The following is a 15,449-nucleotide window of genomic DNA, read 5'->3' as shown; positions in this document are numbered from 1 at the left end:
GCGAGAAGCATGCGCTCGATCCGGGGAGGGGCGATGAGGCTGGTTCGTGTTCTGCCGATGCTGCCGGTGGCCGTGGCCGCCGGCTACCTGCTGGCCGCCCTGCTGCTGGCGCGCTGGCCGGCGGGCGGCACGGCGATGGGTGGCACGGCGGTGGGCGGCATGGCGGCGGGCGGCGGCAGTGACGCGGCGACCGCCGAATCGGTGGAGATGTTCGTCTGCGGCAACGGTGTCCACACCGACCTCGTGCTGCCGGCCGTGACCCCGGCGATGGACTGGGTGGAGGAGCTGGCAGCCGGCCCCTTTCCGGCGACCGAGCGCTGGGTGACCCATTTCGCCTTCGGCTGGGGCGACCGCGCCTTCTACCTGCAGACCCGGCGCTGGAGCGACCTCAGCCCGGCGACGGCATTGTCGGCCCTGGTCGGCGGCGGGCCGAGCGTGATGCACGTCACCGCCCTGCGGAGCCCGGCCGGCAGCCCGGACTGCGGTCGGCTCCTGCTGGGGGAGGAGCGCTACCGGGCGTTGGTCGATCATGTGCGGGGCAGCTTCCGCCGGACCGGCGACGGGGCGGTGATGCCGTTGCCGGGCAGCGGTTACGGCCCGACCGACCTGTTTTTCGAGGCGGTCGGGCAGTACAGCCCGATCCTGACCTGCAACGAGTGGACGGGCAGGGGGCTGCGCGCCGCCGGTGTGGCCGTCGGCGCCTGGACCCCCTTCGCAGGCGGCGTGATGCGCTGGGTCCGTTAGGCCCGCTTGCGCGCCGCCGGCTTCTCCTCGCCCACCGCTTCGGTCTCGGCCTTCTTCGCAGCCGGCTTCCTGGCGGGCGCCTTCTTCGCCGGCTCCTTCTTGGCCGTCTCCTTCTTGGGGGCGGCCTTGGCCTTGGCGGGAGCCTTCTCGCCGTCGCCCTCGGCCGCGGCGGGGGCGGCGTCCTTCGGGGCCTTGCCCTTCTTGGCGGCGTCCTTGGCGGCCTTGGCCTCCAGCAGCTCCAGCGCCTGTTCCAGAGTCACGCTGTCCGGCTCGGTGCCCTTGGGGATCGAGGCATAGACGCTGCCGTGCTTGACGTAGGGGCCGAAGCGGCCGGAGCCGATGCTGATCGGCTTGCCGGTCTTCGGGTGGTCGCCCAGCGTCTTGCCCGGGGTGGCGGCCTTCTTGGCCGCCCCGGCCAGCAGGTCCACCGCGCGGTTGATGCCGATGGTCAGCACGTCGTCGTCGGGTGTCAGCGACTTGTAGACGCTGCCGTGCTTCAGGTAGGGGCCGAAGCGGCCGATGCCGGCGGTGATCTCCTCGCCCGTCTCCGGATGGTTGCCGATGCTGCGCGGCAGGGCGAGCAGACGCAGCGCGGTGTCGAGGTCGATGTCCGCCGGCGCCATGCCCTTGGGCAGCGAGACGCGCTTGGGCTTCGGCGCCTCCTCCTTCGGCTTCTTCCTGGCCTTCTTCTTCTTGCCGTCTGCCGCCTCCCCGGCGTCCTCCCCGGGGGCCTCCACCGCCGCCGCCGGGGCGGCGGGGGCCGGGGCCGGGCCGAGCTGGATGTAGGCGCCGTAGGGACCGCGCCGGACGGTCACCGGCAGCCCGGTCTCCGGATCGCTGCCCAGCTCGCGCGGGCCTTCCTGCGCCTCGCCGCCCTCGTCGTTGGCGACGGCGAGCGGGCGGGTGTAGCGGCAGTCGGGATAGCGCGAGCAGCCGATGAAGGCGCCCATCTTGCCCAGCTTCAGCCCCAGCCGGCCCTGGCTGCACACCGGGCAGACGCGCGGGTCGTGGCCGCCCGGCGTGTCGGAGGGGAAGAAGTGCGGTCCCAGCTCCTCGTCCAGCGTGGTCAGCACCTGGGTGATCGTCAGGTCCTTGGTGCTGTCCACCGCGGCGTGGAACGCCTTCCAGAAGTCGCGCAGCACCGTCTTCCAGTCGATCCGCCGCCGGCGATCTCGTCGAGCTGGTTTTCCAGCTCCGCCGTGAAGTTGTACTCGACGTAGCGGTGGAAGAAATTCTCCAGGAAGGCGGTGACCAGCCGGCCGCGGTCCTCCGGAATGAAGCGCCGCTTGTCGAGCCGCACATAGTTGCGGTCCTGCAGCACCTGGAGGATCGAGGCATAGGTGGACGGCCGGCCAATTCCCAGCTCCTCCAGCTTCTTGACGAGGCTGGCTTCGGTGTAGCGCGGCGGCGGCTGGGTGAAATGCTGCTCCGGCAGGATGTCGCCGCGGTTCAGGCCGTCGCCCTGGTCCATCGCCGGCAGGCGGCGGTCGCCCTGGTCGTCCTCGGCGTCGTCGCGGTCCTCCTGGTAGACCTTCAGGAAGCCGTCGAACACGACGATGGAGCCGTTGGCGCGCAGCACCACGTCCTTGCCCGGGCTGGCGATGTCCACCGCCACCTGGTCGAGGACGGCGCTTTCCATCTGGCTGGCCAGCGTGCGCTTCCAGATCAGCTCGTAGAGCCGCAGCTCGTCCTGTTCCAGATAGGCGGCCACGGTCTCCGGCCGGCGGTAGAGGTCGGTCGGCCGGATCGCCTCGTGCGCCTCCTGGGCATTCTTGGCGGCGGTCTTGTAGACGCGCGGCTGCGCCGGCACATAGCGCTCGCCGTAATGCGAGCCGATCAGCCCGCGCGCCCCCTCAATCGCCTCCTGCGACAGGCTGACGCCGTCGGTTCGCATGTAGGTGATCAGGCCGACCGTCTCGCCGCCGATGTCGACGCCCTCGTACAGCTTCTGCGCGGTGCGCATGGTGCGGGTCGCGCCGAAGCCCAGCTTGCGCGAGGCCTCCTGCTGCAGCGTGGAGGTGGTGAAGGGCGGGGACGGATTGCGGCGGCTCTGCTTGCGCTCGACCTGCGCGACCGAGAAGGCCTGCGGGCGGATCCTCGCCACCGCGGCCTCGGCCGCGTCCTTGTTCGGCAGGGAGAACTTGTCGAGCTTCCGGCCGTCGAGCTGGGTCAGCGCGGCGGTGAAGGGCGCCCCCGACGGGGTGGTGAAGCCCACCGTGATCGACCAGTATTCCTGCGGCTTGAACGCCTCGATCTCCGATTCGCGCTCGCACACCAGCCGCAGCGCCACGGACTGCACGCGGCCGGCCGACTTGGAGCCCGGCAGCTTGCGCCACAGCACCGGCGACAGGGTGAAGCCGACGAGATAGTCGAGCGCCCGGCGGGCGAGATAGGCGTCCACCAGCTCCTTCGACACGCTGCGCGGGTTCGCGATGGCGGCCTGGACGGCGGACTTGGTGATCTCGTTGAAGGTGATGCGCTGCACGTCGCGCTTGTCGGTCAGGTGCTTCTCGCGCAGCAGTTCCGACAGGTGCCAGGCGATGGCCTCTCCCTCGCGATCCGGGTCGGTTGCGAGATAGATGCGCTCGGCCGACTTCACCGCCTTGGCGATCTCGTCGATGTGGCGCTTGGAGCGGTCGCCCAGCTCCCACTCCATCGCGAAATCCTCGTCCGGCCGCACCGAGCCGTCGCGCGCCGGAAGGTCGCGGACATGGCCGAAGCTGGCCACCACGGTGTAGTCCGAGCCAAGATACTTGTTGATGGTTTTCGCCTTGGCCGGCGATTCGACGATGACGACGTTGTTGCCCGACAAGTGACCGGCCCTTCGCGTGTGCCTTACCGATACCGGGCGGTGCAAAGGCCGTGGTCAGGCCAGGGGGGTCAGGACAGGCTGACCTGATTTCCTGGCTGACGCTGGACTCGGCCGGCAAGCTCAAGTTCCAGTACCACGGTCAACACCACCGGTGCGGACAATTGGCACCCGCGGACCAGTTCGTCAATGGTGACGGGAGTCGGGCTGAGGTTTTCCAAAACCACGGCGCGCGCCCGCGCAAGCTCGGCCTCGTCCGTGACGGCGGGTCCGGCGGCCCCGTTTCCGGTCCCGTTTCCGGTCCCTCGCCCGGTCCCTCCCGCAGTGGCCGGCGAGGCGCCGAACAGGTCGCGCTGGCGCTCCTCCATGCGGAGCGGGCGCAGGGTTTCCAGCGCGCGCAGCACGTCGTCCGCCCCCTCCACCAGCACCGCCCCCTGCCGCAGCAGGTTGTTGGTCCCCTGGCAGCGCGGGTCGAGCGGCGAGCCGGGCACCGCCATCACCTCGCGCCCCTGCTCCAGCGCCATCCGGGCGGTGATCAGCGAGCCGGAGCGCATCGCCGCCTCCACCACCAGGACGCCGAGCGACAGGCCGGAGATGACCCGGTTGCGCCGCGGGAAGTGGCGGGCCTGCGGCTGCGTCCCGACGGGGCATTCGGCCACGACGGCGCCCTGCGCCACGATGTCGCGGTAGAGCGCCTCGTTCTCCGGCGGATAGACCACGTCGATTCCGCCGGCCAGCACGGCGGCGGTTCCGCCGGCCAGGGCGCCGGCCAGGGCTCCGGTATGGGCGGCGGTGTCGATCCCGCGGGCAAGGCCGGAGACCACCACCAGCCCGGCCTCCGCCAGCTCCCGCGCCAGCCGCTCCGCGAACTTCTTGCCGGGGAGGGACGCGTTGCGCGCCCCGACCATGGCGACGCAGCGCCGTTTCAGCAGATGGGCGTGGCCGAGGACGGAGACGACCGGCGGCGCATCGTCCACCGCGGCCAGCGGTTCGGGATAGTCCGGCTCGCAGGCGCAGATCAGGCGGGCGCCGACGCGCCGGTTCGCCTCCATCTCCCGCTCCGCCTCGGCCCTGGTCGCGATGCGCAGCGGCTTGGTCCGGCCGCCGCGCCGCGCCAGCTCCGGCAGGGCGTCGAGCGCCGCCCGCACGGTGCCGAACTGGTCGAGCAGCCGGTGGAAGGTGATCGGCCCGACATTTTCCGTACGAATGAGTCGGAGCCAGTCGAGCCGTTCGGCGTCGGAGAGAGGGCGGCGCGGTTGTGTCATGCCGAAAGGTTCTACAACCGACGCGGCATGACTTTCAACATGCGAACGTATGGCGCGGGTGCCGGGCGGCGCCTCCGCAGCCGGAGCGGCGTCCTCAGGCCGCCCGCATCTGCTCCAGGAACTGCTCGATCTCGTGGCGCAGGCGGTCGGCGCGGCTGGTCAGGTCCACCGCGACGGTCTTCACCGCGACCGCGGCGCCGTCGACCGCGGCGGCGGCCTGGGTGACCTGCCCGACGCTGCTCGACACCTCCTGCGTGCCGACCGCGGCCTGCTGGACGTTGCGGCCGATCTCCAGCGTGGTGGCACTCTGCTCCTCGATCGCGGCGGCGATGGTGGCGGAGATCTCCGACATGCTGCCGATGGTGGTGGCGATGGAGCGGATGGCCGATACGGTGCCCTCCGTCGCCATCTGCATCGCCTCGATCTGGTCGGTGATGTCCACCGTCGCCTTGGCGGTCTGGTTGGCGAGGCTCTTCACTTCGTTCGCCACCACGGCGAACCCCTTGCCGGCCTCGCCGGCGCGGGCCGCCTCGATGGTGGCGTTCAGCGCCAGCAGGTTGGTCTGGGCGGCGATGTCGCGGATCAGGTGGACGACGTCGCCGATGCGCGCCGCGGTCTCCGCCAGCGCCAGCACGGTGCCGTTGGTCTGTTCCGCTTCCGTGACGGCCTGTCCGGCGATGGCGGAGGAGCGCGAGACCTGCCGCGAGATCTCCTGGATCGAGGCGGTCATCTCGTCGGCGGCCGAGGCCACCGTCTGCACGTTCACCGCCGTCTGTTCCGCCGCGGCCGAGGTGATGGTGGCCATGCGCTTGGTCTCGTCCGCCACCGACTCCATCGACTTGGCGGAGTTGTTGAGCTGGCCGGTGGATTCGACGACGGCGGCCAGCGTTTCGGCGATCGCCCGGTCGAAGTCGCCGATCATCTTCTCCAGCGCGGCGGCGCGCTGGACCTTCGCCGCCTGCTCGCGCTCGTGGGCGGCGGCGAGGCGGTCGGCCTCCGCCAGATCCAGGCGGAAGCGGTCGAGCGCGCGGGCCATGTCGCCCAGCTCGTCGGTGGCGTCGGCGTGGGAGACGACGAAGTCGCGCTCGCCGCGGGCGATGCGCTTCATGTCGGCGTTCAGCGCGTTGACCGGGTTGGTGATGCTGTGGCCGATGACCAGAAGGACCAGGATGCCCCCGGCCGCCAGCACCACCGCCAGCACCGCGGTGACCGCCAGCGTGCGGGCGGCGGCGTCGTGGCTCTGCCGGGCCAGCGCCAGCAGGTCGCGGGCGAAGTCCTGCTCGACCGCCCGCAGCAGGTCGATGTAGGCGGTCGAGGCGTCGAACCACTGGCCGGCGGCGATGCCCTGCAGCGGTCCGCCGTAGCCGGCCTGCACCGCGACCTCCAGCATGCGGTCGACCGTGCGGGCACGCTCGTCCTGCGCCACGCCGGCGAAGCGGGCGGCCTGGTCCGGCGTCATGATCCAGGCGAGGCGGGTGCGCAGGACCGCCGCCTCGCCGGTCAGGCGCAGCAGGCTGGCATGGCGCGCCGGATCGAAGGCGCCGGCACGGAAGCCGCCGGCCGCCGTCGCCCGCATCTGCCCGGCCCGCTCCTTCAGCTCCGACAGGGTGACGAGGACGGTGGCCGTGGCGACCTGCCGCGGGTGGTCGGCGAGCGCCGGAAGCTGGCTGGCCGTGCTGAGCATGCCGCCGATGAGCTGCGAGTAGGCGGCGATGGCGCCGGGGCCGTCCACCTGCTGGGCCGACACGCGGGCGCGCAGCGCCGGCAGGCCGGACAGCGCCTCCTGCGCGGCGCGGAAGCGGCCGGCCTCCTCGGGATCGAGGGCCATGACCGCGGCGATCTGCGCGCCGGCGGCGGCCACCTCCTTGTCGGACAGCGTGCGCTGCTTCTCCAGCGTGGCGCGGTCGGCCTCCGCCCCCTTGCCCGAGAGGAAGACGGAGCTGAGGCCGCGTTCCTTCTGCAACTCGTGCACGGCGGCGGCCAGACGCTCTCCCAGTTCGGCGACCTGCAGCAGATCGTTGCTGCGGTCGGCCGCAAGGTAGTTCTGCCGGGCGATCGTCCCGACGAGGAGGAGGCTGATCAGGGCAGGGAAGGCAAAGCCCAGGAACAGCCGGCGGCTGACCCGGATATTCGACAGAAGCCTTTGCAGCAGTCCCATGGGTACGCTCCGAACCGGTCGAGAAAAAGGAATTGCGGCCCCGGACCGTCCGACGGTGCGGGGGAGGGGGTGCACGCGGCGCAAACCATCGGCCAGGGTCCCCGCCGAACGGATGAGTCCGCCGGACGGCATGCTCGAACCCTGCGTTTGTGAATACTACCATATGTGTAATACCTCGTTAACGGAGAAGCTGCCGCACCCGCCGGCCGTGCAGCGGACCGCGGGCTCTGCCCGTCCATCGCCCGGGGCCCTGCCCCTTGCCTCCGCCCGGGAATCGCTCCAACTATGGGCGCTCAGGCTCGCCGATGCTGCAGACAGGGGCATTCCATGCGCTTTACCGGGACCGACAGCTACGTTGCCACCGAGGATCTGATGGTGGCGGTCAACGCCGCGATCACGCTCGGCCGTCCGCTTCTGGTGAAGGGGGAGCCGGGCACCGGCAAGACGGTGCTGGCGCAGGAGATCGCGCGGGCGCTGGACAAGCCGCTGCTCGCCTGGCACGTGAAGTCGACCACCAAGGCGCAGCAGGGCCTCTACGAGTACGACGCGGTCAGCCGGCTGCGCGACAGCCAGCTCGGCGACGAGCGGGTGCGGGACGTCTCCAACTACATCCTGCGCGGCAAGCTGTGGGAGGCCTTCGAGGCGGAGGAGCCGCCGGTCCTGCTGATCGACGAGATCGACAAGGCGGACATCGAGTTCCCCAACGACCTGCTGCTGGAGCTCGACCGCATGGAGTTCCACGTCTACGAGACGCGCCAGACCATCAAGGCGAAGAAGCGCCCGATCGTCGTCATCACCTCCAACAACGAGAAGGAGCTGCCGGACGCCTTCCTGCGCCGCTGCTTCTTCCATTACATCCGCTTCCCCGACCGCGAGACGATGGAGCGCATCGTCGAGGTCCATCATCCCGGCCTGAAGGCGGCGCTGCTGCGCGAGGCGATGAACGTCTTCTACGAGCTGCGCGAGGTGCCGGGCCTGAAGAAGAAGCCCTCGACCTCCGAACTGCTCGACTGGATCAAGCTGCTGATGGTGGAGGACGTCGATCCGGAGACGCTGCGCAGCAAGGACAGCCGCAAGGTGATCCCGCCGCTGTGCGGCGCCCTGCTGAAGAACGAGCAGGACGTCCACCTCCTGGAACGGCTGGCCTTCCTCGCCCGGCGCGAGGGGCGGTGAACGCGGGCGTGACGGCGGGCTTGACCTCCGTCGCGCGGGGGTTAAGCAGGAGTCATGACCGATTCCCGTCTCATGCGAATGCGAATTACCGGCCCGGCGCTCTGACAGCGCCGGACAGTTGCCGCGTTCGTGTTCGATGATGATGGGAGCGTGTGGCGATGTCGCTGCACAGCGGGTGTACCGGGACCCTGACTCCGGTTCCTTTCCAGAAGACTCTGCTCCAGAAGACCTCGTCTTGTCCGGCCGTGCCGCCCCTGTCGGCGGCGCGCGTCCCCGGCGGGCGAATGCGTGGCCCGGCGCGAATTAGCTCCCCGGTCCGTTGAGACGGACCGGGCACGCCCATTCCTTCCCCGCATTCCGCCCTTCCCGCCGAGGATTCCCCGCGATGTTCACCGCGCATGCCGATGCCGCGCGCCCGCTCTGTGTCCGTCCCCGTTCCGCTTCCCGCCTTCCCGACTGGCTGCCGCTGAGCGCCATCGAGGACGCGGCGGAGCGGCTCTCCGGCCAACTCGTCCGCACGCCGCTGCTCCGGGCGGCGACGCTGGGCCGGCATCTCTGGCTGAAGGCCGAGACCTTCCAGGCGACCGGCGCCTTCAAGGAGCGCGGGGCGCTCAACCGCCTGCTGCGGCTGACGGCGCCGGAACGCCGCGCCGGGGTGGTCGCCATGTCGGCGGGCAACCATGCCCAGGGGGTGGCGCTGCACGCCCGGCGGCTGGGGGTCCGGGCGACCATCGTGATGCCGCAGACGGCCCCCGCTGCAAGGTGGAGCGGACGGCGGCGCTGGGCGCCGAGGTGGTGCTGGCCGGCTCGACCGTCGGCGAGGCGAAGGCGACGGCGCTGGAGCTGGCGGCGGCGCGCCACCTCACCTTCGTCCATCCCTATGACGACCCCGACGTGATCGCCGGGCAGGGCACGGTCGGGCTGGAGCTGCTGGAGGACCGGCCGGACGTCGATACGGTGGTCGTGCCGGTCGGCGGCGGCGGGCTGCTGGCCGGGGTTGCCGCGGCGGTGAAGGCGGTGAAGCCCGGCGCCCGCGTGGTCGGCGTCCGGCTGGCCCGGCGCGGCGGACGGACGCTGGCCGACGGCATCAACGTCGAGGCCCTGGGCAAGCTGCCGCAGCAGGTGGTGGCCCGGCTGGTCGACGCGGTGGTCGAGGTGGAGGAGGCGGAGATCGCCGCCGCCATGCGGGCGCTGCACGGGTCCTTCGGCGTGGTGGCGGAAGGGGCGGGGGCCGCGGCGGTGGCCGGCATCCTGTCGGGCAGGGTTCCGGCGGCCGGCCGCACGGTGGCGGTGCTGTCCGGCCGCAACGTGGATCCCGAGACGCTGGCCGGCGCCTTGGGGTCTTGAACCTGGGGTCTTGAAAAGAAGGGCGCCTTGAGCGGTGGCGCCCCGGACCGCTTCCAGGATCCTCCGGCGGGACCTCCAGCGGGCGGCGCCCACGGGCGAGGGCGCCGCCCGCCTCGGACGGTCAGGGCGCGATGAACACGCTTCTGTGCCGCCCGATCTCACCGGTCGTCAGATCCCTGGCGACCACCGTCACGTCGACCGATCCCGGCTTCACGCGGTCCGCCGGCTGGCGGGCGAAGACGCGGTAGGTTGCTACCGAATCGGGGGCCGCGTCCAGCGTCAACCGGTCGTTTCCGCCGGGAGTTCCGGCAGCGGTGCCGGCGGAGCCCTCCGCGGCGCCGGCGACCGAAAGGCGGACGCCCGGCAGGCCTTCCACCGTCACCTCGTAGCTGCGGTTGCCGTGGGTCTTGTTCAGGATCTTGACGGTGTAGGCGTTCTGCACGTCGCCGCCGCTCAGCGTGACGAACAGCGGGGCGCGGTCGCGCAGCACGCTGACGTCCAGGGTGGGACGCAGCACCAGCGCGGTCGCCATCAGCCCGGCCACCGTCAGCATGATCAGCGAATAGAGGATGGTGCGCGGCCGCACCAGCCGCACGCGGGCGGCGGTCCCCTCGATCTTGGCGATCTGGTTGGACTGGGTGTCGAACTGGATCAGGTCGCCGGGCCGGCCGATCTGGGCCATCACCTCGTTGCAGGCGTCGACGCACAGGCCGCAGCCGATGCAGGAGATCTGCTGGCCCTTGCGGATGTCGGTGCCGGTCGGGCAGACATGGACGCACAGCTTGCAGTCGATGCAGTCGCCGAGGCCGGCCGCCTTGCGCTCCTCCCAGCTCTGCGACTTGCGCAGCGGCGCGCGTCCCTCGCCCCGCCAGTCCTCGTAGGTGACGAGGAAGGTGTCCTCGTCCACCATGGCCGACTGGTAGCTGCGCCAGGGGCAGACATAGATGCAGATCTGCTCGCGCGCCCAGCCGGCGAAGAAATAGGTCGTGAAGGCGAAGATGCCGGTGAACAGCAGCACGCCGCTGCCGACCTCGCCCCGCAGGGCGTCTGCCACCAGCGTCGGCGCGTCGTTGAAATAGAAGATCCAGGCGCCGCCGGTCAGCAGGGCGATGACCAGCCACACCGCATGCTTCAGCACCTTCTTCGCCAGCTTGGCGCGGGTCCAGGGCGCCTTGTCCAGGCGGATGCGCTCGGTCCGCGCCCCCTCGATCCGGCGCTCGACCCACATGAACAGGTCGCTCCACACCGTCTGCGGGCAGGCATAGCCGCACCAGACGCGGCCGAACATCGTGGTCGCGAAGAAGATGGCGAAGGCGCCGATGATCAGCAGGCCGGTCAGGTAATAGACCTCCTGCGGCCAGATCTCGATCCAGAAGAAGTAGGCCCGGCGCCCCACCATGTCGACCAGCACCGCCTGGTCCGGAATGCCCGGCCCCCGCTCCCAGCGGATCCAGGGGGTGACGTAGTACACCGCCAGCAGCAGCACCAGCACCGCCCACTTCAGCCGGCGGAAGGTGCCGCGGACGTCGGCCGGATAGACCTTGGGCCGGTTGACGAACAGGTGTCGGACAGGCTCGTCATGGTCGGTGCCATGAGGAAGCGGGGCCTGGCCGGGCCGAGTGGAGCCAGGCTGGGTGGAGCCAGGCTGGGTGGAGCCGGGGTGGGTGGAGAGGGACATGGCACGCATCCTTCACCGGAAGCCTCCGTCCCCGGTGCCTTGACCCCCGGGGACGCGGTTTCAAGCCTAGACCCTCTTTCATAAGCCTTCCGTGATGAAATCACCGTGAGGTAGATCAACGGCGGCGGTCGCCGGCCACGCTCATTTCCATGGTCAGACGCTCTCGGCGCGCAGTGCGGCGAGCCCGTCGTGATAGGCGCGGTCGAACAGCGCCTCCAGCCGCTCGTTGGTGCCGCGCAGCCCGGCCACCACGGCGTGCGCCCACTCGAAATACTCGACCTTGCGGCTGAGCGGCCAGTCGGCCGGCGGGCTGACCGCCATGGAGCGCAGGTTGGACACCTTGTCGGCCAGCTTGACCAGCTTCGCCCGCGGCGAGGCGTGCGGGGCGGTGTCGATCTGGCGCTGCTTGCGCTCGGCCTTGCGCAGCCGCTTGTCGTCGGTGGTCTCGGCGACGACCGAGGCGACCTCCGCCCCGAAGTTGCGCTCGATCTCCTCGTAGCTGGCGTCGGTGTCCTCCAGCGTGTCGTGCAGCAGGGCGGCGATGACGGCGACGGGGTCCTGGCCCTCCGTCGCCTCGGCGACCATCAGCGCGACCTCGGACAGGTGGTTGACGTAGGGCTCGGCCCTCACCCCCTTGCGGCGCTGGTCGATATGCTTGTGCGCGGCGAAGTCCAGCGCGCGGGCGAAGTCGAGAAGTGCGGTCATGTGGTGTTCTTTCCCGAGCGGCGCTACCATCTTGCGGAGATCGCCCGAAGGTCCGCCCCGCGAAGGTCCGCTCATGTTCACGAGTTTCTTTTTCGAGCTGCGCAAGTCCGGCGTCCCCGTCTCGCTGACCGAGTATCTCACCCTGATGGAGGCGATGAAGCAGGGGATCGCGGCCTTCCGCGTCGAGGAGTTCTATTACCTCAGCCGGGCCTGTCTGGTGAAGGACGAGCGCAACCTGGACCGCTTCGACCGCGTCTTCGCCACCGTCTTCAAGGGGCTGGAGGGCGGGGCCGGGGCCGGCGGCGACGAGGTGCCGGTGGTCGACCTGCCCGACGAGTGGCTGCGCAAGCTGGCCGAACGCTTCCTGACCGAGGAGGAGAAGAAGCAGATCCAGGCGCTGGGCGGCTGGGAGACGCTGATGGAGACGCTGGCCCAGCGGCTGGCCGAGCAGAAGGGCCGGCACCAGGGCGGCTCGAAATGGATCGGCACCGCCGGCACCTCGCCCTTCGGCGCCTACGGCTACAACCCGGAGGGCGTGCGCATCGGCCAGGCGACGAGCCGCCACCGCCGGGCGGTGAAGGTGTGGGACAGGCGCGAGTTCCGCAACCTGGACGATTCGGTGGAGATCGGCACGCGCAACATCAAGGTGGCGCTGCGCCGCCTGCGCAAGTTCGCCCGCACCGGGGCGGCGAGCGAGCTGGACCTGCCGGGCACCATCCGCGCCACCGCCAGCAATGCCGGCTGGCTCGACCTGAAGATGGTGCCGGAGCGGCACAACACGGTGAAGGTCCTGCTGTTCCTCGACGTCGGCGGCTCGATGGACGACCATGTCAGGATCGTGGAGGAGCTGTTCTCGGCCGCGCGCAGCGAGTTCAAGCACCTGGAGCACTTCTACTTCCACAACTGCGTCTACGAGGGGGTGTGGAAGGACAATTCCCGCCGTCATGCCGAACGCACGCCGACCTGGGACGTCATCCACACCTATCCCGCCGACTACAAGCTGGTCTTCGTCGGCGACGCCGCCATGAGCCCCTACGAGATCACCTTCGCCGGCGGCAGCGTCGAGCATTGGAACGAGGAGGCGGGGCAGGTCTGGATGCAGCGGCTGCTGTCGGTCTACAGCAAGGCCGTCTGGCTGAACCCGACCCCGCGCCAGTACTGGGACTATTCCGAGAGCACGCGGATCCTGCAGCAACTGCTGGACGGCCGCATGTACCCCCTGACGCTGGAGGGGCTGGACGCGGCGATGAAGGAGCTGGTGCGGTAGCCCCGGTCGCGGACGTCACGCGAGGTCGTCGAGGTCCACACCCAGGGCATCCGCCAGCCGTTTCAGCACCTCGATCGTACCCACACGGCCTCCCGCCTCGATTTGCGAAACATAGGACTGGTTGACGCTCGCCGCCTCGCCGAGCTGCTTCTGCGTCATTCCCCGATACTCGCGGAACACCTTCACCGGGTTCTCGCCGTTCAGCAACCGGTCGGCGAGGTCTGCCGGAAAGGTCTCCGGCCGGTCGGCCCTGTACGCATCGCAGGTACGGATCGCCTCCGCCTCGTCCGCAGCCTCGATCAGCCGTTCGTACTCCTCGATGGGCAGCACCGCAAAGGCGGGATTTCCGTTCTGATCGCGGATGATCTGGGCGGGTTTAGTCATGGATGCCCCTTCTGGGACCGATGTCGATGACGATCAGGACGAGCACGCCGTTGTCGATCTCATATAGGACGCGCCAGTCGCCGACGCGCAGCCGGTATGCGTCTCTTCCTTTCAGCGCCTTGACGTTGCGGGCCTCCGGCGGAGCCTCCGCGACCTCCTCGACCTTGCGGCGGATCAGGTCCGCGGTGTTCCGCGGGATGCGGCGGAGCACTCTCAGCGCAGCGCTCGTGTACCGGATCTCAAACATGGGCTGGCATGTCGGAATGTAATTTCATCGCATTCCTCTGTGCAATGGACTTCTGCACCGGGACCGCCTGCCGTGCCTGCCGCACCATACAGCCGGACGGGTGAGCGGGCCTGCTTCGAACGGCCTCCGGATGCGCCGGCTGCTGCGTCTTCCTGGCCCAGCGCTCGCCATTGAACTTCACCCCGCTTTGCGTCTACGGTCGCGCGTTCCTTCGGAGTGTGTGGATGCGAGACATCACCCCCATCACGGTCGCCCGCGGCGACGGCATCGGGCCAGAGATCACGGATGCGGTGCTGTATGTGATGAATGCCGCCGGGGCGCGGCTGAAGGTGGAGGAGGTTCCGGCCGGCGAGATGGTCTACCGGCGCGGCTATGCCGGCGGCCTCGACGAATCGGGATGGGGATCCATCCGGCGGACGCGCGTCTTCCTGAAGGGGCCGATCACCACGCCGCAGGGCTACGGCAACAAGTCGCTGAACGTCACGGCGCGCACCACGCTGGGGCTGTTCGCCAACGTCCGGCCCTGCGTGTCCTACCATCCCTACGTCCGCACGCGCCATCCGCGCATGGACGTGGTGATCATCCGCGAGAACGAGGAGGATCTCTACGCCGGGATCGAGCATCGCCAGACCGACGACGTGATCCAGTCGGTCAAGCTGATCTCCCGCCCGGGGTCGGAGCGCATCGTGCGCTACGCCTTCGACTATGCCCGGAGCAACCACCGGCAGAAGGTGACGGCCTTCGTGAAGGACAACGTCATGAAGATGACGGATGGCCTGTTCCTGAAGGTCTTCTACGAGGTCGCCACGGAGTATCCGGAGATCAAGGCCGACCATCTGATCGTCGACATCGGCGCCGCCCGGCTGGCCGACCAGCCGGAGCGGTTCGACGTCATCGTCACGCTGAACCTCTACGGCGACATCGTGTCGGACATCGCCGCCCAGATCACCGGGTCGGTCGGGCTGGCCGGCTCCGCCAACATCGGCGACACCTGCGCCATGTTCGAGGCGATCCACGGCTCCGCCCCGATGATCGCCGGGCAGGGCATCGCCAACCCGTCGGGCCTGCTGATGGCCGCGGTGATGATGCTGGTCCATATCGGGCAGGGCGACGCGGCGGCGCTGATCCACAATGCCTGGCTGAAGGCGATCGAGGACGGCGTGCACACCGCCGACATCTTCTCCCGCGGGCTGTCGCGCGTGCGGGCCGGCACCATGGCCTTCGCCCAGGCGGTGGTGGAGCGGCTGGGCCAGATGCCGGTGACGCTGCCCAGCGTCGGCTATGCCACCTCGCACCCCGCCTATTACGACCGCGTGCCCCGCCTGTCGCCCCGCTCGATCGCCCACAAGGAGATCGTCGGCGTCGACGTCTTCCTGCAATGGTCGGGCGGGACGCCGGCCGACCTCGCCGGGCTGATCGGCCCGCTCGCCACCGAGGCGCTGGACCTCTCCAGCATCTCCAACCGCTCGCAGCGGGTCTGGCCGGAGGGCAACGCCGACGTCTTCTGCACCGACCACTGGCGCTGCCGCTTCGTGGCCCGCCACGGCACGGCGAAGCACGCGGATATCGTCGACCTGCTGGGCCGGCTGGCGGAGGCCGGCATCGACTTCACCCAGACCGAGAATCTGTGCAACTTCGACGGCAAGGCCGGCTACTCGACACCCGGCTGACC

At 70.0% G+C, this 15,449-nt stretch carries 10 protein-coding genes and 2 pseudogenes; 5 read left to right on the top strand and 7 right to left on the bottom strand.

Translation table 11 applies throughout. The annotated features are described in order from the left end of the window. Positions 1-33 precede the first annotated feature (33 nt). Complete coding sequence (locus tag DEW08_RS14595; protein ID WP_168220367.1) at positions 34-744, top strand: TIGR02117 family protein; 711 nt, start codon at positions 34-36, stop codon at positions 742-744. Here DEW08_RS14595 and topA read toward each other — a convergent pair. The 3 genes and pseudogenes from topA to DEW08_RS14580 all read right to left on the bottom strand — a co-directional run bounded on the left by topA (position 741) and on the right by DEW08_RS14580 (position 6,976). Beyond that, positions 741-3,556: pseudogene (gene topA / locus DEW08_RS14590) on the bottom strand (type I DNA topoisomerase). The gene DEW08_RS14595 and the pseudogene topA sit on opposite strands and share 4 nt — an antisense overlap. Positions 3,557-3,624: 68 nt before the next feature. Continuing rightward, positions 3,625-4,818 carry a DNA-processing protein DprA gene (gene dprA / locus DEW08_RS14585; protein WP_109328253.1) on the bottom strand — a complete coding sequence of 398 codons (1,194 nt, stop codon included), beginning with the start codon at positions 4,816-4,818 and terminating at the stop codon, positions 3,625-3,627. Between the two features lie 94 nt (positions 4,819-4,912). Beyond that, entirely contained in the window at positions 4,913-6,976 is a 2,064-nt protein-coding gene (locus tag DEW08_RS14580; protein WP_168220366.1) for a methyl-accepting chemotaxis protein, read from the bottom strand. Positions 6,977-7,303: 327 nt separating this feature from the next. On the opposite strand from DEW08_RS14580, the gene DEW08_RS14575 reads away from it, so the two are divergent. Then, positions 7,304-8,149, top strand: coding sequence for an AAA family ATPase (locus DEW08_RS14575; protein WP_109328249.1), 846 nt, complete (start codon positions 7,304-7,306; stop codon positions 8,147-8,149). A gap of 385 nt (positions 8,150-8,534) precedes the next feature. Further along, positions 8,535-9,496: pseudogene (locus DEW08_RS33810) on the top strand (pyridoxal-phosphate dependent enzyme). A gap of 121 nt (positions 9,497-9,617) precedes the next feature. Here the strand turns inward: DEW08_RS33810 and ccoG are convergent. Together ccoG and DEW08_RS14560 are read right to left on the bottom strand one after the other, a co-directional pair. Continuing rightward, entirely contained in the window at positions 9,618-11,174 is a 1,557-nt protein-coding gene (gene ccoG, locus DEW08_RS14565) for a cytochrome c oxidase accessory protein CcoG (RefSeq protein WP_109328246.1), read from the bottom strand. Positions 11,175-11,327: 153 nt separating this feature from the next. Further along, positions 11,328-11,879: an HD domain-containing protein gene (locus tag DEW08_RS14560; RefSeq protein WP_109328244.1), complete on the bottom strand. Its 552-nt coding sequence runs from the start codon at positions 11,877-11,879 to the stop codon at positions 11,328-11,330. Between the two features lie 73 nt (positions 11,880-11,952). On the opposite strand from DEW08_RS14560, the gene DEW08_RS14555 reads away from it, so the two are divergent. Further along, positions 11,953-13,146, top strand: a complete 1,194-nt coding sequence (locus tag DEW08_RS14555; protein WP_109328242.1) for a vWA domain-containing protein — start codon at positions 11,953-11,955, stop codon at positions 13,144-13,146. Between the two features lie 15 nt (positions 13,147-13,161). On the opposite strand, the gene DEW08_RS14550 is transcribed toward DEW08_RS14555, so the two are convergent. Together DEW08_RS14550 and DEW08_RS14545 are read right to left on the bottom strand one after the other, a co-directional pair. Next, positions 13,162-13,530, bottom strand: coding sequence for a helix-turn-helix domain-containing protein (locus DEW08_RS14550; protein WP_109328240.1), 369 nt, complete (start codon positions 13,528-13,530; stop codon positions 13,162-13,164). Continuing rightward, a complete protein-coding gene (locus tag DEW08_RS14545) occupies positions 13,523-13,741 on the bottom strand; it encodes a type II toxin-antitoxin system RelE family toxin (RefSeq protein ID WP_245986278.1) in 219 nt (72 codons plus the stop codon). Before DEW08_RS14545 ends, DEW08_RS14550 begins: the two co-directional genes overlap by 8 nt. Positions 13,742-14,001: 260 nt before the next feature. On the opposite strand from DEW08_RS14545, the gene DEW08_RS14540 reads away from it, so the two are divergent. Then, the gene (locus DEW08_RS14540; protein ID WP_109328236.1) at positions 14,002-15,447 is read left to right on the top strand and encodes an NADP-dependent isocitrate dehydrogenase; all 1,446 of its coding nucleotides are present in this window, start codon (positions 14,002-14,004) and stop codon (positions 15,445-15,447) included. The last annotated feature ends 2 nt before the right edge of the window (positions 15,448-15,449 follow it).

The sequence above is a fragment of the Azospirillum thermophilum genome, from assembly GCF_003130795.1.
Taxonomy (GTDB): Bacteria; Pseudomonadota; Alphaproteobacteria; order Azospirillales; family Azospirillaceae; genus Azospirillum; species Azospirillum thermophilum.
This window is presented reverse-complemented; position numbering and strand designations above follow the sequence as displayed.

Coding starts and splice junctions, on each gene's coding strand:
- DEW08_RS14595 (WP_168220367.1), top strand. CDS start 34: ATGAGGCTGGTTCGTGTTCTGCCGATGCTGCCGGTGGCCGTGGCCGCC.
- dprA (WP_109328253.1), bottom strand. CDS start 4,818: ATGACACAACCGCGCCGCCCTCTCTCCGACGCCGAACGGCTCGACTGG.
- DEW08_RS14555 (WP_109328242.1), top strand. CDS start 11,953: ATGTTCACGAGTTTCTTTTTCGAGCTGCGCAAGTCCGGCGTCCCCGTC.
- DEW08_RS14540 (WP_109328236.1), top strand. CDS start 14,002: ATGCGAGACATCACCCCCATCACGGTCGCCCGCGGCGACGGCATCGGG.
- DEW08_RS14575 (WP_109328249.1), top strand. CDS start 7,304: ATGCGCTTTACCGGGACCGACAGCTACGTTGCCACCGAGGATCTGATG.
- DEW08_RS14550 (WP_109328240.1), bottom strand. CDS start 13,530: ATGACTAAACCCGCCCAGATCATCCGCGATCAGAACGGAAATCCCGCC.
- DEW08_RS14560 (WP_109328244.1), bottom strand. CDS start 11,879: ATGACCGCACTTCTCGACTTCGCCCGCGCGCTGGACTTCGCCGCGCAC.
- ccoG (WP_109328246.1), bottom strand. CDS start 11,174: ATGTCCCTCTCCACCCACCCCGGCTCCACCCAGCCTGGCTCCACCCAG.
- DEW08_RS14580 (WP_168220366.1), bottom strand. CDS start 6,976: ATGGGACTGCTGCAAAGGCTTCTGTCGAATATCCGGGTCAGCCGCCGG.